We start from the raw sequence: 16,299 nt of genomic DNA on the forward strand, positions 1-16,299 counted from the left end.
CAGGTAGCCACGCGCCGGGGTTAGCGGGGGGCATGCGTGAACGATTTCATGCAGCAGATGTTGAATGTGATCAGCTCGCTCGCCGGGCAGGTCAGCCGTCTCATTGAGGCTTACCCATCGGCTGCCGCCTATCTCGGCGGCGCTACGCTCGTCATCGTCGCAGGCTTTATTGCCACGATCTATGTCAGGCGCTGGCAAGAGCGGACCCGCCCGGCCCGGATCGCCGCGCTGCAGGCGGACTATGACGCCAAGCGTAAGATCCACGACTGCCCTCAGTTGCATGCCTCCCTGCTTGACCAGAAGTTCGCGGCCTTCTCGCTCTTCTCAATCCTGGCCAGCGCACTTGGCTGGCTACGGACGTATGGCCCCCTCCAGGGCATCGCGCTGTTCGGCGTTACATTCGAGGATATGGCGCTCGCGGGTGCGATCATTTTCGCGCTCATCGCCCTCGCCGCCCTCCTCCATCGATGGCTCTGGACACGCACCTTCGCCAATTGGGACCAGTGGGAAGAGCGTCGCCGCGCCGAAATCGTCCGCCTGCAGGAAAAGACACTCAGCAAGCGTCGCCGCCTGAATGTCAGCAACAAGAGCGACGCCCAGCTGGATGTTGACGCCGAAGAGGCCGTGTCCCCCGCCACCAGTGACAGGTTCAGCTCCTTCCTCAGCCCGCCGCGCAAGGAGATGCCGACCGTCCTCGCAAAGGGCATACGCGATGGTCGCAAACAGCGCGCCTGGCAGATCGGCACCGTACAGAACGCGATCAATGACCGGTTTGGCTTCATTGATGAGCGGGTCGCAAACGCCTCAACCAATCTCAGTGAGCTGGGTGAGCGCTTCTATTTCAACCGGGTGAGCCTCTGCAGCGAAGGCTTCCCGGACACTGGCGACGACGTCCTATTCATGACGTCTAACAAGAAAACGGCCGCGAATGGCGACCGCGAACCGGCCTACCTCGTCTGCGCCCGCGAAAAGCCCTGCCAGGGTTTCGTGCGCCGGGTGCTGTCGCGCCGTGCCTGCCTGGTCGAAATCGTGGATGGGTATGAGAACTATACCTCTGTCCTCGCCGTGCTCGACAACTCCCTGCTCGAGGACGGGACACGCCTCAAAGGCGGCGAACGCGTTGAGGGGATCGTGACCCACAACAATATCGGGGTGATGCTCAAAAAGCTGAAACTGGTAAGCCCGGCCTGACATCTTGGGCGTGCCCCGCGCGATGGGATATGCTGGACTGGACTTCAATCCGAATCACGAAGAAGGCACGCCTGACCATGTCGAAAGCTCCTGTCGGCTCCAAAGCCAACCCGTCCGAATTTGACGTCCTGTCCAAGCTTGGTGAGGACGAGCCCTACTTCGTGATCCGTGCCCACGACCCGCTGTCTTCCGCTCTGGTCGAACTGCACGCCTATATTGGCGCAGGCCAGGCGGGCGCCGCGCACAACAAGCTCGCAGAGATCATGGCCCTCACCTCGGCCCGCGCGCCGCGCCCGGCGTCGAGCCCGAAATATCGCGAAACTTTTGCCATCTCGCTGGCCATGGAACAGTGGCGCGACCAACACCAGGACTAGTCCGGTGCAGCTACCGCAGGCACCCTACTCCAACGACTACGTCCGGCTCGTCCCGTTCGATCTTGATGTGCATGCGAGCCAGCTGCGTGACATGGCAGAGCGCTCCGGTGAGCGCCTCGCCACCTGGCCTTTCTACAACCCGCCGGGCGACTGGATCACGCCCTGGACGAAGACGATCCGCCAGCGCACTGAGGCGGGCACGCTGAGGCCGTTTGCGGTCCTCATGCCCGACGGACGCTTCGCCGGGATGACGGCCTACCTCAACCCGAATGCGGACTGGCGCAATGTCGAGGTCGGCATGACGATCTACGCGCCAGAGTTCCAGGGCGGCGTCGTCAATCCTGCCTGCAAGCGGCTTCTGCTCGCCAATGCCTTCGACGCTGGCGCGATCCGCGTCTACTTCCATGTCGATGAGCGCAATACGCGCTCGCGCCGCGCCGTGCTGAAGCTGGGTGCCACGCAGGAAGGGGTCCTCCGTCACAACCGCATCCTGCCAGATGGCTTCCTGCGCAATACCGTCGTCTTCTCGATCCTTGCAGAGGAATGGCCAGCCGTGCGGGAAAGGCTCGACGCGCGGCTCGCAAATGGAGGCAAGGCGCCATGACGACACCGATCAATCTCAACAAGGCCCGCAAGCAGAAACAACGTGCCGAGGCGGAGAAGAAAGCCGCTGAGAACCGCGTGAAGTTCGGCCGCACCAAGGCTGAGAAAACGGCTCAAAAATCAGAGAAAGAGCGCGCTAGTAAGGGCCTCGACGGCGCGAAGCGGGAACAGTAGCGGTCAAACCGGCGTTCAATTCTGGTCGTTAACTTCCAGAAAGGAATTCACGCCCATGTCCCGCATCCTGCTTACCACCAGCGTCGTCTCGGTCAGCTTTTTGCTGGCAACCATGATCGGCTTCCTGATGGGCGCCGCCTGAACGACGCCCACCCCACCTAGTTGATGGCGGGCGCATAGCCCGTCAACCGGTCCAGCACCTGCAGCCCATTGCGATAGGCCGACAGGCGCGACAGGGACTCATTGTACTGGCGGTCCACCGGCATGCCTGAGGCGCGCGCCTGCTGCGCAGCTTCCGCATAAAGCGCATGCGCCTCATCGAAATTTGCCGCAGATTCGTAACAGGCCGCAAGATTGTGCGTCACCGCAGGCGCCGAAGGGTATTGCGCATGCAGGTCCTGCCAGACAGCGCAGGACGCGTCGGGTGAACGGTTCCCCGCATCGACGGCCGTTTCAAAGCGCGGATCAGCCGCAACGACCGGGTCCATTGCATCTTTCACGAACACAGCCCGCATGACCGCATTGCGCGGCGCAATCTCATTCCTGATATCGCCCAGCGTCGTCACCAGCGCGTCCCGCACCAGTCCCGGAGGCGGCTGCATGCCTGCCGACATCCCGTAGGTCCAGCCGCCGCCATAGCCACGGCGGCCACGCCGCCCGACAATGTAGACTTCCTCGCAGCTCTCTGCCGATGAGCTTCCGAAGAACGTATCCTGATAGATCATGCGCCCGGTGCCATACTCGATCAGACGCGGCCGCACCGACACGTTCACCGTCTCGCGCAGGCAGACTTTCTCGACTTCGGCCCGGCGCTCACAGTCGAACGGGCCATCCCACTCGACGCATTCGGTCTCGCGCGTTGAATATTCTTCAGCGTCATAGCCATCGATATTGATGCTGCCTTCATAGATGCCGGCGCGCTGACCTTCGGGAACGTAACCGTCGCCATAGCGCGCAATGCTGAACCAGGGCATGCCGTCAAAAGTCGCGCTGGCCAGCATGGCCTCGAACTCATCAGCATACCAGTTACCAGCAGGGCCATTGAACCGGCCGACATCTACGGTCCGCGTCTCTACCGCTTCAGTGTTCGGGGGCACCAGCCGCGCCGAATAGTCGATGCCTGGCGTTGCGCACGCCGCAAGTCCTGCAACAGCTATCAAACTATATGCTAATTTCATTTCACGCCCCCCTTTGATCTGTCGAGACTGGCATCAGTGTTCGCAATCATCAAGTGAACTGACCCTGAATACTTTCTCAATAAGAAAAATATTGAACCTCCCCCCCTCATACGCCATCTGCCAGACCAGACGTTTGCAATGGGAGTATCCGCATGTCCTCAGCCGCCGCCCTGTTTGAACCCTTCAAGCTGAAATCGCTTGAGCTCGACAACCGGATCGTCATGGCGCCCATGACCCGCGGCTTCAGCCCGGATGGTGTGCCGACCGATGATGTCGCTGCTTACTATGCACGCCGCGCCGCAGCTGATGTTGGCCTTATCCTGTCCGAAGGCACGCTAGTACGCCGCAAGGGCGCATCCGACAATCCGAACTACCCCCTCTTCCACACGGATGCAGCTCTTTCTGGCTGGCAGAAAGTCATCGACGCTGTCCACGCCGAAGGCGGCAAGATGGGCCCGCAGATCTGGCACCAGGGCCTCCTGCGCAAGTCCGGCACCGGCCACTATCCTGACGCCCCATCCGACAGCCCGTCCGGCGTCACCCACAAGGGCAAGCAGATCTTCGACGAGCCATCCGATGAGGAAGTCGCCGACATGGTGGCCGCCTATGCCGATGCCGCGAAAAGCGCAAAGGACCTCGGCTTCGACACGCTCGAAATCCACGGCGCCCACGGCTACCTCATCGACCAGTTCTTCTGGGACGTGATGAACAAGCGTGAGGACAAGTATGGCGGCGGTCTGCCGGAACGCGCCCGCTTTGCCGGTGAGATCATCTCTGAAATCCGCAAGGCCGTCGGCCCCGATATGCCGATCATCCTGCGCTTCTCGCAATGGAAACAGCAGGACTACGCCGCCCGCCTCGCTGAGACCCCGCAGGAGTTTGAAGCCTTCCTGAAAGTCTTCGTCGATGCTGGCGTCGATATCCTCCACGCCAGCCAGCGCCGTTTCTGGGAAGCAGAATTTCCTGAAGTCGATGGTGAGAATGGCCTCAACACCGCAGGCTGGGCGAAGAAGCTCACCGGCCTTCCAACCATCACGGTTGGCTCTGTCGGACTGTCGTCAGAGTTCACCGGCGCGATGCGCGGCGAAGGCTCCAAGACCCGCCCGATCACCGATGTCGTTGAGCGCCTTGAAAAGGGTGAGTTTGACCTCGTCGCCGTTGGCCGCGCCCTGCTGCAGGACCCGGAATGGGCCACCAAGGTGAAGGACGGCCGCACCGAAGAACTGGCAGACTATGACGCCAAGGCGATGGCGACGCTCTACTAGGCGTGCCGCAACCCCGAATGCAGAAAGGGCGGACCTCGTGAAAGGTCCGCCCCTTTTTTTATTGCGTCAGCTGGCGCCTGATCAGACCGGCTGGGCCTCGCCCTTGGCGTTGACCCACAGGGCGTGGATCACGGCTGGCAGCCAGAAGAAGAAGCACAGCACGATATTGATAAGGAGCTGCGCTCCGACACCTGCCTTGAGGAAGACAGCGACGGGCGGGAGGATGACAGACAAGATGATCTGTAGAAGTGACATCGATAATTCTTTCGTTTTGTACATGTTTGCAACGCGCCGCCTCCCGGAGCCGTTCCGAAGCCGAACCATTTTCCGGCTCCACCCGTTGAAGACCCACACCTAAAAAATTCGCGTGACTACCCCAGCGGCAGACCCCTCACCCTGACAGAAAAAGAAATCAGGGAGACCGCCATGAATTACGAACAGATCAAGGTAGAGACGCGCGGCAATATTTGCCTCATCACCCTCAACCGCCCCGACAAGCTGAACGCCTGGACCCCGGACATGAGCCGTGAGCTTGGCAAGGCGATCACCGCTGCGAACGAGGATGAAGACATCGGCGCCATCGTCATGACCGGCGAAGGACGCGGCTTCTGCGCCGGCGCGGACATGTCCTACTTCCAGAACAATATCGATGCCTCAGAGACCAAGGCGCACAAGCGCGATGGCGGGATCGACTGGATCTCTCTGATCCGCTCATCCAAACCCTGCATCGCCGCCGTCAACGGCCCGGCCTTCGGTATCGGCGTCACGCAGATCCTGCCCTTCGACATGATCGTCGCCTCGACCATCTCGAAGTTCGGCCTCGTCTTCGTACGCGTCGGCATCGTGCCGGAACTCGCGAGCTCGCATTTCCTCGTCCAGCGCGTCGGCTGGGGCAAGGCACATGACCTCCTGCTTACCGCGCGGCCCGTATCAGGCGCTGAGGCCGTTGAGCTTGGCCTCGCTGACCGCCTCTCAGAACCTGAAACCCTGCTCGACGACGCGCTCGAACTTGCCGGCCTGATGGCCGCCAATCCATCGCCCATGCTGCGCATGACCAAACAGCTTCTCAGCGCCAATAGCTGCGACACCGACACGGCCCGCATCCAGGCGCGCGAACATGAAAGTCTGGAGGTCTGCTACACCCTGCCAGAACACAAAGAAGCCGTCGCCGCCTTCGCCGAAAAACGCGCCCCAGACTTCAAGGCGGCACGCCACAAGGCACAGGCGAAGATTGACTGAGCAGGTTCTCAGGTCTTCAAGCCCGCATGGTGAGCGAAGTCGAACCACGCGGGCGTCGCACCACAACGCTTCATCCTTCGACAGGCTCAGGATGAGGTCACTGCTGCAGCCGCATCCCCCAAGGACCTCACCCTGAGCCTGTCGAAGGGCGAGGTCGCTCAAGCGACATGCGCACTAAGCCCGCTCGTATGCCGCTTTCATCCAGGCCTTGAGCTCGTCATCGACCTCTTCGACCGCCTGGATCTTCATCTTGTGGGTGCACATGCTGCCCGGCTTCTCTTCGGCGAGGCGAAGCGTGCCGTCCTCACCTTTCAAGTTCAGGCCAAGGTCCACACGTGACTTGGTTGCCGGGGTGACGACCGCGAAGTTCTTTGAGCGGCGAAACGCGACGGACGTTTTCTTCGGCGAGATCTCAACATCATCGCCCAGCGTCTTCGCATAGGCTTCCAGCGCATCGTAGATCGGCCGAAGGCTCTCCTTGCCTTCATACTGACCCGAAAGCATGTCGCCTTCATCAGCCTCAAATCGGCCCTTTGCGGCCTGACAGACCATATTGGCGTGGCCGTGCCCGAAGCCGTGCTTTTCCTTCAGCATCTTGACCTGATCGCCATGCTTTTCGAGCCCGCTCGACTGGACGACTTTCACCCAGTGCGCCAGCGGTTTGCCGGTCTTGGCCTCCATGCCGGCGATATGAGCCGCGAGCATTTCGTCCTGAGATTTTGCCATGATGTGCTCCCCCCACTCACAGCCTGCATGCACGTTAAGGTTATCAGACCGCATTATGGGAATCTGTCAAGATTGGCGCGTGAATGCCGGTCCAATGATCCGTCGTTCAGGAGAATGCGTAGACCGGTCAGAAAGGACCTCTGCCATGCGCTTCAAAGCCCGCCTAGCCCCAGCCATTCTCGCCGCTGGCGTTGCCGTTTCCGGCTGCGTCTCAAACTCCCTAGACGACTTCTCCAGCGCAGACCAGACACTCAGGCTGGAAGAGTACTTCCTCGGCGAGACAACGGCGTATGGCATCTTCGAGGACCGGTTCGGCAAGATCAGGCGTCAATTCAAGGTGGACATTACCGGCACTGTCGAAGGCGACACGCTGACCCTGGTAGAGGAATTTGACTATAGCGACGGCGAACAGGACACACGCACCTGGACAATCGATATCCTCGGCGACGGGCGCTATCGCGGCACGGCCAATGATGTGCCGGGCACAGCGCAAGGCCAGGCGGTCGGCAATGCGTTCAACTGGACCTACCGGGTCGACCTCAAGGTAGGCGATGGCACCTGGAATGTCGGCTTTGATGACTGGATGTATCTGCTGCAGGACGGGGTGCTGCTGAACCGGGCCTATGTGACGCGTTTTGGCTTGCGTATCGGCGAAGTCACCATCGCCTTCCGCAAGCCTGGCTAGGCGTCCTGCGTCCAGGAAGGGGCGCCGCTGCCGATCAGACCAAAGAAGCGCCGGTCTGTATTGGCAGGCTCAGCCCGGCGGAGCGGCAGGCCCGAAGTGCGGCTGACCGCTTCGCTCGCGCGGGCCACCACAGTCTTGCGGCCATTCTCATGGGCGCCCGGGTTACGGTCCTCGCCAAGAAGCATCATCCGGCCGTCCTGAAGCTCCAGCCAGTAGGCCATTACCGTCATGCGCAGGCCGAGCACGCTGTGGGTCTCACGGCGGCGGCAGATGCCCTTGATGCTGCGATAGTTGATCTCGCCTTCGAAGCCTTCTGTCTTGTGATGGGCGGCGCGGTGGGCTGGCAGCACCAGCATGACATGGCCGGGGCGCAGCGACAGGTGCCACTTATGCTTCAGGCGCATCATATGCTGATGGCCAATGGTCAGCGGCGCAAGGACGAGGCCGATCGCGCAGGCAATCGTCGCGGCAAGCGCATCGCCCTGAACCAGAAGATAGACCGCACCAGCAAGCGAGGCGAGCACCAGCGCCCACATCAGAAGTGCCACGAATACAGAGGCGATCCTCGCCCCATACCCATATTCGAAAACGATCCGTTCTGGTTTCGCCATGACTTGCCCCATTCTGTCAGCACAAAGAACAAGGCATCCGCAATTTCCGTGCCGGAATTCAGAAGGCGTTAAGTCAGTTTGAGCGGCCTATTCTGCCTCCGCCGACGCGCTTTGCGCACGGGCCAGAAGCTCACCGCACGGGGCGTCCTGCGCCATGCCGGGCTCGATGAATGGCAGGGCCGCCAGCCCGCCGCTCACGGACGCCAGAATACCTGCAATCCCGAACTGGGCCACCGTCCCCGCGCTGAACGGCTGGATTGAGGGATCGCGCAACGTACCACCAATCGCGACATCGCCGATCAGCGTACCCAGCGAGGCATCCTTGGCCTCGGACCGCACACTCAAACGAAGGGCCTCATTAGACAGGTTCACATCGCCGCGCACGACGACGAGGCTGTCATCAGTGTCGACCACGGCTGGCGACAGCGTGCCGACGCCATTCTCGAAGTTCGCCACGATCGCCGCGCACCGCGCATCGACATACGTCCGGTCGCCCGGCGCCTCACCCAGCAGCGTGATCGCCTCTCCAAAGTCGAGCGCCGCGCCTTCAGCTGCCAGCGCCAATATGTCCGCATCCGTCGACCAGATCGAAACCGTGCCATTCATCGTCGCGGCCGCGTCGCGGAAGCCATTGCCATCCGTGGTCACTTCGAACTCACCATCCGCGCCGCCGCGCAGGTATGGCGAGAGCGAGAGGTTATCGAAGGCAACATTGGAAAGCTCGCCGCGCGCATCGGTATGGGCCGGCGACTGCGTACCGTCGAGCGTCGCATAGCCGCGAAACTCACCTTGTGCGAAGTCTAGATGTATCCGCGGCGCCCGCACCAGCCTGCCCTCAATCTCGACATCGAGACCAAGCCCCTCAATGTCGAACAAGGAGTCGGTCACTGTCTCGGCCGTATAGCTGACACTGCCATCGACAGCATCCAGCCTTGCAAAGTCGATCTCGACATCCGGGATAAGCCGCCCGCTTTGCTCAAAAGCCGCGCGCGCCGCTTTCGCCCGCGTGCCGCTCGTCTCGCCTTCACCGACGCCAATCGGGATACCGAACACGATGGCGAGGTCATCGGCGTCGAGCGCGGCAGAGGTAAGCTCTGCATTCACCACAGGCACCTCGCCCCCCGGCATCACATTGATCTCACCGTAAAGGTCGCTATCGCCGATCCGCGTTTCCGGGTCGACATTCAGCGTCCAGCGCTCCGGCCCGATATCGACGGTGAGGCGCATATCGTAAGGCGGCGTATCCGGCGCCGCGAGACCGACAAGATCCGCGACATCTGCAAAGTTCTCACCGCGCAGCCGCAGTCCGCCATCCAGCTCACTGAACGCGTCAGACGTGCGCCCATCAAAGCTGAGACGAGAGCCTGCGCCGCGCGCCTCCAGCATGAATGCGCCAGACCGCAGCGACCCGCGCGCGGTCTCGATCTCGACATCGCGCGTCTCGTCAGGGCGCACCACCTGCATGGTCACGGAGGTGAGCGACACCTTGTCGACGATACGGCGCGCAGATTTCAGCCCCGGCCCGTCGCCATCGCTCTCGCCACTATCCTCAATTCGGACAGAGCCATTCTCTGCCTCGAGATAGGACAGCCAGCTGACGAATGGCAGGAAGCCAAACAGATTGACTTGCGCCTCGATCCGCTCGGCGCTCACCCGGCCGGGCACGACGAGGCCTTCACCCTCAACCACCAACACCGCTGGAAACCGCGTATGCGCAGTTCCGACGCGTGATCCATCCGGCCCGAACGCGCCAAGCAATGCGTTGGCCACAGGCGTGCCAAAACGCGGCTGCGTCATCGCGAGCAGGAAGAGCAGGAAGGCGAGCAGCACGATGCCAATTACCCACCCGGCAATCTTGAAGGATCGTTTGAGTCCGGACGTCATCAAGCCCTAACGCGCCGCGCAGGCACCGGTTCGCAGACAGCCTGCCGATTTCGCTCTGATGCCGCTCAGCAAAGGGCACAGTCGGCCCCTGCCATTGGGGCCAATCCCTGCTATATGTTCTCCATGAGTTCCAGCCCGAATCGCCGCCCATCTATCTCGGAAATGGCCGCTGCCCGTGCGCCCGTGCCAGACACGAACGCCAATTATCTGGACGGCCTGAACCCCGAACAGCGCGATGCGGTCGAGACGACAGAGGGCCCGCTCCTCGTGCTTGCAGGCGCCGGCACTGGCAAGACGCGCGTGCTGACGACCCGCCTTGCCCATATCATCGCCTCCAAACTTGCCTGGCCCAGCCAGACGCTGACGGTGACCTTCACCAACAAGGCCGCCCGCGAAATGCGTGAGCGCGCGCTGAAGCTCATCGGCGATGCAGGCGAAGGCCTTCGCTGGCTTGGCACCTTTCACTCGATCTCGGCCCAGATTCTCCGCCGCCACGCAGAGCTTGCGGGCCTGAAGTCCAGCTTCACCATCCTCGATACAGACGACGTCATCCGCCTCTGCAAACAGGTGATCGAGGCAGAGAATATCGACACCAAACGCTGGACCCCGCGCCACCTCTCCAGCCTCATCGATGGCTGGAAGAACCGCGCGCTCACCCCGGCCAAGGTGCCCAAGGACGAAGCCTGGCAGTTTGCCGACGGCAAGGCGATCCAACTTTATGAGACCTATCAGAACCGCCTGAAGGTCCTGAACGCCTGCGACTTCGGCGACCTGCTGATCCACAACATCACCATCTTCCAGAAGAATCCCGACCTGCTGGCGGACTATCACCAGCGCTTCAAATACATCCTGGTGGACGAGTATCAGGACACAAACGTCGCCCAGTATCTCTGGCTTCGTCTGCTCGCGCGCGGCTCGAACAATATCTGCTGCGTTGGCGATGACGACCAGTCGATCTATGGCTGGCGCGGCGCTGAGGTCGACAACATCCTGCGCTTCGAGAAGGACTTTCCGGGCGCCAAGGTCATCCGGCTGGAGCGTAATTACCGCTCCACCAAGCACATCCTCGCTGCCGCCTCTTCCGTTATCGACTTCAACAAGGGCCGGCTCGGCAAGACGCTCTATGTCGGTGACGGCGAACAGGGCAATCCGGACGCAGAGAAAGTCCAGGTGCGCGGCCTCTGGGACGGCGAGGCCGAGGCCCGCCTCATCTGCGATGACATCGAAAGCTACATCAACAAGGGCGGCCAGTATGAAGACTGCGCCATCCTCGTTCGTGCCTCATGGCAGATGCGGCTCTTCGAAGAACGCCTGATCATGTTGGGCATCCCCTACCGCGTGATCGGCGGCCCGCGCTTTTTTGAGCGCGCCGAGATCCGCGATGCGCTCGCCTATCTCCGCCTCGTGCGCAGCCCCGATGACGACCTCGCCTTTGAGCGTGTCGTGAACCAGCCAAAACGCGGCGTCGGCGCCACCACGATCCAGAAGCTGCAGACCTTTGCCCGCGCCGATGGCCGCTCGCTCTTTACCCTCGTGCCGATGGTGCTGCAGACCGATGAAGTCAAAGGCCCGGCCAAGCGCGGCCTCACCACTTTCATCGACCAGATCAATCTCTGGCGCGACCGGCTCAATAACGGCATGCCGCATCATGAACTCGCGCAGGTTATCCTGGACGAGAGCGGCTATACCGACATGCTGCAGAAGGACCGCTCCCCGCAGTCGCAGACACGCCTCGATAACCTCAAGGAACTGATCCACGCCCTCGGCCAGTTCGACAGCCTCGCCGGCTTCCTCGAACACGTCGAACTCGTCATGGATGTCGGCGGGCAATCGTCTGGCAATGAGGTCCAGATCCTCACCCTCCACGCCGCCAAGGGTCTTGAATGGCCGATGGTCTTCCTGCCCGGCTGGGAAGAGGAAGTCTTCCCGTCCCGCCGCTCTCTGGACGAGTCCGGCATGAAGGGCCTCGAGGAAGAACGCCGCCTCGCCTATGTCGGCATCACCCGCGCACGCGAAAAATGCGCGATCAGCTTTGTCGCCAACCGCATGATCTTCGGGCGCTGGCAGTCGGTCCTGCCATCGCGCTTTGTCGACGAACTCCCGCATGACAACGTCGAGGCAAGCAGCGAAACCGGCTATTCCACCATGCCCGGCGCCGATCAGGGTTTCCAGGGCACGATTGAGGATCTGGGAGAGCGCTCCAACTACACCTCCCCGGGCTGGCGCCGCCTCAAGGAAAATGCCGGCAAAGGCTCAAAGACCGGCCCCGTCATCGATGGCAAGGCAGAACTCATCGCAACCAGCTCCGGCAAGTCCGGCTTCAAGATCGGCCAACGCGTCCACCACGAAAAGTTCGGCTACGGCCAGGTCCTCGCCGCCGACGGCACCAAGCTACAGGTCAACTTCAAGAATGTCGGCCTCAAGAAGGTCATCTCGACCTTCGTGACCGGGGTTTGATGGCCGGACGCCGTGCCGAACAATCGCTGCCGAAGGCAATCCTCGAGAAATCCAGTCTTCGAGGACTGGAATATGCTTGGCATCCGGATGACATACCAGAAGTGATAGAAGCTGCTCGTGTTGCAGGACTGAAAAGCCTTGGAGGTCAGCTTCAATTCAGACTTCCGGACGCAACTTGCGAGATCTACTGGATAGAAGTTGACCAATTTGGAACTGAAGTAGACCCGGATGAAGCAGCGCGCCGTACGCTTGCACAATTCCATGCAATTTACTCGAAAGACAGTTGGTTCAGGGAAGGGCGCACCTTCCCCGCAGTGCGCGAATACGAGAAAGCTGGGGGCAATCTCAACGCGGCAATGTGCTTCGTCTGGTACCTTGAACGCTAGTTCAACAGCTCGTTTCCGAAGACCCCTGTGAAGACAGGGGTCCATGGTGGACCGCCTGAAGAGAGATCACCAAGTGCCGGGGGGAGCGCTACGCGCCAGCGACGCGTCACCCTCGACGGCGCAGCCGTCTGAGGGTCCAGCTTCCGCCGTAACCCCATGCGCCAGTTTCACTATCCGGAGGTGGACACCCAGATGGGCTAACGCCCATCGGGCGTGACGACCCTTGAGGTTATCCGGTATTTTTGAAAACGGCGCGGCTGCCAGCGAACTTAGCCCGCCCTACTCCCACCCATCCGCGAACGGACAGGTTGCCTGCAGGCCAGCTTCTTCAGGCGTGTCAGAATTGAAGATGTCGACATCGACCAGCCAGGCGCCGTCTTCCTGAAGCTTGCGCACTTCGAGGAATTTGCCTGCATCGACGCCGTATTCGCCCTCATCCAGCGGAACGAAGACGCAGGAGCGCCCGCGCACATAGGCGGTGTCGCCGCTGCCGCCGATGTTTTCGATATCGAGCGCGATACGGTAGCCTGTCTCATTCTCGGCTTCCCATGCCGCGATGTTGTCACGTCCGGTCACGGCAGGGCCGTTTGGCGGCATCAGGATCGCGTCTGAGGTGAAGTAGGAGGCGAGCAGCTCCCAGTCATTTGCATTATAAGCCGCAACCCAGTCGGCAGAGGCTGCTTCAATGGCGCTATAATCCTGCGGCCCGAGCTCTTCCGGCAGAGTCTGGCAGCCTGCAATGGCAGCGGTGAACATGATCGCAGTGAAAGCGGCGTGTCGCATAGTGATCCCTCGTCAAAGCGCCTTCGCACTGGCGCGCTGCCACTCCCAAAGCAAGATACGCGCCGGACTGGCAAGTCCGCCCTTCAGCAGGCCTTTACCCGGCAGGCGCCCCATCAATCTTCCTCCCAAACACACGCCACGAAATGATGGCCAGCGTAAACAGGCCGCCCGACATGCACATGGCGAGAACCGCATTCCCGGCCCAGCCTGCATAGTCATAGACGGCGGTGCCTGCAGAACTCGAAATGCCGCCGCCAATGAACATCATCACAATATAGATGGTCATGAGCCGGGTGCGGATATTTTTCTCGAGAGAGAGGAATGTCATCCGGTTACAGATATCGACCAGCGGTCCGAGAAGCGTCATCAGAACGACGGGAATGATGAGCAGCCAGAGATTGTAGCCGAGCGGCCAGAGCAGGCAGACCGCGACGAAATTGACGGCCGCCGCAACGATGCGAGCCTTGTAGGGCCCGACCCTGTCAGCCCATCGCCCGAGCGCCGGCGTCGTGAACAGGTTGAAGCCAGCAAAGGCGGCGAGATAGCCGACCACATCGACGCCATAGCCCATGTCCGGCAGGTGCAGGCCAAGCCCCATCCAGACAGACAGGAAGACGCCAAAACCAAGCCCCTGCATGGCGCCGGAGATGATGATCTCCGGATAGCGCTTCACCAGCGCGACCATGGAGAAAAGAAGGCTGAGATAGCTCTGCTTTGGCGCGTCGTCGCTACCTGCCTCGCGCTCATCCATGATGAAGGGAAGCAGGATCGAGACGATCAGCATGAAGCTGGACGCGATATAGTAGACGGTGCGCCAGCCAAAGGTCTCAGCCACGATGCCGGCCCCGGCGCGAGCGACGAGAATGCCGCCAATGACGCCGGTCGTCAGCATCGCCGTCACCGCGCCAAGCTGCCCCGGATCGACCCGTTTTGAGGCATAGGCTGGCAGGAGGTATGGCGCGATCGTGAAGAAGCCGAGAATGGTCGAGGCCAGCGTGAACAGCCTGAAATCGGTCGCGAAGGCCATGCCGGTGATCGACAGGAACTGCCCGGCCACCGTGATGGTCACCAGCTTGCGGTTAGAGACCCGGTCGCCCAGCGGCAGAAGCAGGAACACGCCCAGCGCCAGGGCGAGCTGGTTGGCGCCCGGCACAATGCCGATCACCGCGTCTCTCACCTCAAAGCCGCGCGCGACCTCTGAGATGATTGGGTGAATGTAATAGGCATTCGCTGTCACCACGGCAGAGGCCAGCGTCAGGAGAAGCAGCTCTGTTGAAGAGAGACGCCGCTCAGCCGGGGCGGCTGCGTCTGGTGTCTCGGGCGTCTGCCCGGACGAAGGAGGAGGTGAAGCACCCATGCCGGGCGAGAGGTATAGCAAGTCTCTGGCGAAGCAAAGGTGACGCCCACGTCAGCTATCGCTGCGAGAGGGCGTCACTTCTGATTTCCACAGAAACTGTTGGTAGTCGCTTCGGAACACTATTCAGAAACACCGCCAGTACACCGTCACTGCACCATGGGTTTTGCAGGATGGAAACCCCACGATCCGACGGTATGGCGCGGTGGTTTCCCTCAGGCTTCCACCGGCCCGATGGTTTCCTTTGCCGGGCGCGGCGTCTTCGCATTGTTGATCCGGAACATGGCCGGACGCTCATAGAGGAAGGCGAGCGGCGTCTTGCGGACCACGAAGTGGAAGGCAAGCGGCGCAGCCAGCGCGAAGACCAGGATCGACAGCGAGGCCCAGCCCACATCCGGGATAAGCCCGGTCATGGCGAGACCTTTCTGGGCCACCTTCATCGGAATGAAGAAGGTCAGATAGATGACGATCGAGTGCTTGCCAGCATAGCGGATCGCATTGCCGACATCGAAGCGGGCGAGCAGCGAGGCAACGCTGACAATGGCAAAAGCGCCTGCAAAACCAAGGACAAGGCTGATCACTGGCGCGTCACCAAGGCCAACGCTGACAAGCTGCGCGTTCCAGATCGCCCAGACAGCAAGCGCTGAAACGGCCACCATGCCATGTCCGCGCACAGCAACTGCGAGGCGGAAGACAAGCGGCGCGAAGGCATAGCCCGCGAAGAAGAAGACGTACCAATTGGCAAACCGCTCGGTCACCGACCAGGACGGCGCGATCCAGCCTGCATAGAAGGCGACATGGGCCAGCGCAGCGACCGCGAAGACAGCCAGCACAGGCACGCGGGCGATGAGGCGGGTGACCACGTAGAAGAAGAGAAGCTGGTGAATGAACCAGAGGCTGGAGGCCGGGAAAATCAGCTGTTTCAAAAAGATAAGGGCGACGTCGGCCGGGTCCGACAGGAGAAGGTCAGCCTCGAAAGCGACCGTCTGAAGACCCAGCCAGAGCAGGTAGAAATAGGCAAAATGGACGACCTTGCGGTCAATATAGTCGACCAGCGGCCCATTGATGGAGCGCGACAGGAAAAGACCTGCGATCAGGAAAAAGTCCGGCATTCTGAAGGGCTTGGCGAAGGCGACGACGTCGTGCATCCAGCCGGTGCCCCCGACCATCTCGCCATAATTCAGCGTCGAATGCATCATCACCACGAGGATGATGCAGATACCCTTGCCGTAATCGACCCAATCAATGCGGTTCTTGGTCATTTTTCGTCTCTCAAGACTAGCCTGTCAGGCGAGTTGCAAGATCTGTGCTCACTTTTCAGGATATGCCGTCCCGAATTGTGGCAGCCCCTGCCGCCACATGCCCCCAAATTGCCCCAGAGCCTTCCAA

17 protein-coding genes are annotated in these 16,299 nt (G+C 61.2%); 9 read left to right on the plus strand and 8 right to left on the minus strand.

What is annotated here, in order from left to right; genetic code table 11:
* Positions 1-36 precede the first annotated feature (36 nt).
* From D1222_RS03175 to D1222_RS03190, 4 genes are all read left to right on the plus strand, one after another.
* Positions 37-1,191, plus strand: a complete 1,155-nt coding sequence (locus D1222_RS03175) for a hypothetical protein (RefSeq protein ID WP_119452778.1) — start codon at positions 37-39, stop codon at positions 1,189-1,191.
* A gap of 77 nt (positions 1,192-1,268) precedes the next feature.
* Positions 1,269-1,565, plus strand: coding sequence for an aspartate decarboxylase (locus tag D1222_RS03180; RefSeq protein ID WP_119380427.1), 297 nt, complete (start codon positions 1,269-1,271; stop codon positions 1,563-1,565).
* 4 nt (positions 1,566-1,569) lie between these two features.
* Positions 1,570-2,169, plus strand: coding sequence for a GNAT family N-acetyltransferase (locus tag D1222_RS03185; protein WP_119452779.1), 600 nt, complete (start codon positions 1,570-1,572; stop codon positions 2,167-2,169).
* Positions 2,166-2,342 carry a DUF4169 family protein gene (locus D1222_RS03190; RefSeq protein WP_119452780.1) on the plus strand — a complete coding sequence of 59 codons (177 nt, stop codon included), beginning with the start codon at positions 2,166-2,168 and terminating at the stop codon, positions 2,340-2,342. The genes D1222_RS03185 and D1222_RS03190 overlap by 4 nt, the downstream gene beginning before the upstream one ends.
* 158 nt (positions 2,343-2,500) lie before the next feature.
* Here D1222_RS03190 and D1222_RS03195 read toward each other — a convergent pair whose 3' ends face one another.
* Complete coding sequence (locus tag D1222_RS03195; protein ID WP_147371804.1) at positions 2,501-3,520, minus strand: hypothetical protein; 1,020 nt, start codon at positions 3,518-3,520, stop codon at positions 2,501-2,503.
* A 152-nt stretch (positions 3,521-3,672) separates the two neighbouring features.
* On the opposite strand from D1222_RS03195, the gene D1222_RS03200 reads away from it, so the two are divergent.
* Entirely contained in the window at positions 3,673-4,785 is a 1,113-nt protein-coding gene (locus D1222_RS03200) for an NADH:flavin oxidoreductase (protein WP_119452782.1), read from the plus strand.
* A gap of 81 nt (positions 4,786-4,866) precedes the next feature.
* On the opposite strand, the gene D1222_RS03205 is transcribed toward D1222_RS03200, so the two are convergent.
* Positions 4,867-5,040 (minus strand): YqaE/Pmp3 family membrane protein, encoded by a 174-nt coding sequence (locus tag D1222_RS03205; RefSeq protein ID WP_119452783.1) that lies wholly within the window; start codon positions 5,038-5,040, stop codon positions 4,867-4,869.
* 171 nt (positions 5,041-5,211) lie between these two features.
* Between D1222_RS03205 and D1222_RS03210 the strand changes: the two genes are divergently transcribed.
* Positions 5,212-6,024, plus strand: coding sequence for an enoyl-CoA hydratase/isomerase family protein (locus D1222_RS03210; RefSeq protein ID WP_119452784.1), 813 nt, complete (start codon positions 5,212-5,214; stop codon positions 6,022-6,024).
* 174 nt (positions 6,025-6,198) lie between these two features.
* Here the strand turns inward: D1222_RS03210 and D1222_RS03215 are convergent, their stop codons facing one another.
* On the minus strand, positions 6,199-6,750 hold the full coding sequence (locus D1222_RS03215) for a DUF4287 domain-containing protein (RefSeq protein ID WP_233348486.1): 552 nt from the start codon (positions 6,748-6,750) through the stop codon (positions 6,199-6,201).
* A 145-nt stretch (positions 6,751-6,895) separates the two neighbouring features.
* On the opposite strand from D1222_RS03215, the gene D1222_RS03220 reads away from it, so the two are divergent.
* Positions 6,896-7,435: a DUF3833 domain-containing protein gene (locus D1222_RS03220; protein WP_119452785.1), complete on the plus strand. Its 540-nt coding sequence runs from the start codon at positions 6,896-6,898 to the stop codon at positions 7,433-7,435.
* Here the strand turns inward: D1222_RS03220 and D1222_RS03225 are convergent.
* Positions 7,432-8,046, minus strand: a complete 615-nt coding sequence (locus tag D1222_RS03225; protein WP_147371805.1) for a hypothetical protein — start codon at positions 8,044-8,046, stop codon at positions 7,432-7,434. The genes D1222_RS03220 and D1222_RS03225 overlap by 4 nt on opposite strands.
* A gap of 87 nt (positions 8,047-8,133) precedes the next feature.
* Positions 8,134-9,930, minus strand: coding sequence for an AsmA family protein (locus tag D1222_RS03230; protein WP_119452787.1), 1,797 nt, complete (start codon positions 9,928-9,930; stop codon positions 8,134-8,136).
* A 114-nt stretch (positions 9,931-10,044) separates the two neighbouring features.
* On the opposite strand from D1222_RS03230, the gene D1222_RS03235 reads away from it, so the two are divergent.
* Entirely contained in the window at positions 10,045-12,387 is a 2,343-nt protein-coding gene (locus D1222_RS03235; RefSeq protein ID WP_119452788.1) for a UvrD-helicase domain-containing protein, read from the plus strand.
* Complete coding sequence (locus D1222_RS03240) at positions 12,387-12,773, plus strand: hypothetical protein (protein WP_119452789.1); 387 nt, start codon at positions 12,387-12,389, stop codon at positions 12,771-12,773. Before D1222_RS03235 ends, D1222_RS03240 begins: the two co-directional genes overlap by 1 nt.
* Positions 12,774-13,052: 279 nt before the next feature.
* Here D1222_RS03240 and D1222_RS03245 read toward each other — a convergent pair whose 3' ends face one another.
* The 3 genes from D1222_RS03245 to D1222_RS03255 all read right to left on the minus strand — a co-directional run bounded on the left by D1222_RS03245 (position 13,053) and on the right by D1222_RS03255 (position 16,172).
* Positions 13,053-13,556 carry a YybH family protein gene (locus tag D1222_RS03245; protein WP_119452790.1) on the minus strand — a complete coding sequence of 168 codons (504 nt, stop codon included), beginning with the start codon at positions 13,554-13,556 and terminating at the stop codon, positions 13,053-13,055.
* A 94-nt stretch (positions 13,557-13,650) separates the two neighbouring features.
* On the minus strand, positions 13,651-14,913 hold the full coding sequence (locus tag D1222_RS03250) for an MFS transporter (protein WP_233348488.1): 1,263 nt from the start codon (positions 14,911-14,913) through the stop codon (positions 13,651-13,653).
* Between the two features lie 212 nt (positions 14,914-15,125).
* On the minus strand, positions 15,126-16,172 hold the full coding sequence (locus tag D1222_RS03255; RefSeq protein ID WP_119452791.1) for an acyltransferase family protein: 1,047 nt from the start codon (positions 16,170-16,172) through the stop codon (positions 15,126-15,128).
* Positions 16,173-16,299: the final 127 nt, after the last annotated feature.

The organism is Henriciella algicola (assembly GCF_003576245.1).
Lineage (GTDB): Bacteria > Pseudomonadota > Alphaproteobacteria > Caulobacterales > Hyphomonadaceae > Henriciella > Henriciella algicola.

Coding starts and splice junctions, on each gene's coding strand:
- D1222_RS03200 (WP_119452782.1), top strand. CDS start 3,673: ATGTCCTCAGCCGCCGCCCTGTTTGAACCCTTCAAGCTGAAATCGCTT.
- D1222_RS03195 (WP_147371804.1), bottom strand. CDS start 3,520: ATGAAATTAGCATATAGTTTGATAGCTGTTGCAGGACTTGCGGCGTGC.
- D1222_RS03180 (WP_119380427.1), top strand. CDS start 1,269: ATGTCGAAAGCTCCTGTCGGCTCCAAAGCCAACCCGTCCGAATTTGAC.
- D1222_RS03250 (WP_233348488.1), bottom strand. CDS start 14,913: ATGGGTGCTTCACCTCCTCCTTCGTCCGGGCAGACGCCCGAGACACCA.
- D1222_RS03240 (WP_119452789.1), top strand. CDS start 12,387: ATGGCCGGACGCCGTGCCGAACAATCGCTGCCGAAGGCAATCCTCGAG.
- D1222_RS03215 (WP_233348486.1), bottom strand. CDS start 6,750: ATGGCAAAATCTCAGGACGAAATGCTCGCGGCTCATATCGCCGGCATG.
- D1222_RS03220 (WP_119452785.1), top strand. CDS start 6,896: ATGCGCTTCAAAGCCCGCCTAGCCCCAGCCATTCTCGCCGCTGGCGTT.
- D1222_RS03245 (WP_119452790.1), bottom strand. CDS start 13,556: ATGCGACACGCCGCTTTCACTGCGATCATGTTCACCGCTGCCATTGCA.
- D1222_RS03225 (WP_147371805.1), bottom strand. CDS start 8,046: ATGGCGAAACCAGAACGGATCGTTTTCGAATATGGGTATGGGGCGAGG.
- D1222_RS03205 (WP_119452783.1), bottom strand. CDS start 5,040: ATGTCACTTCTACAGATCATCTTGTCTGTCATCCTCCCGCCCGTCGCT.
- D1222_RS03210 (WP_119452784.1), top strand. CDS start 5,212: ATGAATTACGAACAGATCAAGGTAGAGACGCGCGGCAATATTTGCCTC.
- D1222_RS03190 (WP_119452780.1), top strand. CDS start 2,166: ATGACGACACCGATCAATCTCAACAAGGCCCGCAAGCAGAAACAACGT.
- D1222_RS03235 (WP_119452788.1), top strand. CDS start 10,045: ATGTTCTCCATGAGTTCCAGCCCGAATCGCCGCCCATCTATCTCGGAA.
- D1222_RS03230 (WP_119452787.1), bottom strand. CDS start 9,930: ATGACGTCCGGACTCAAACGATCCTTCAAGATTGCCGGGTGGGTAATT.
- D1222_RS03255 (WP_119452791.1), bottom strand. CDS start 16,172: ATGACCAAGAACCGCATTGATTGGGTCGATTACGGCAAGGGTATCTGC.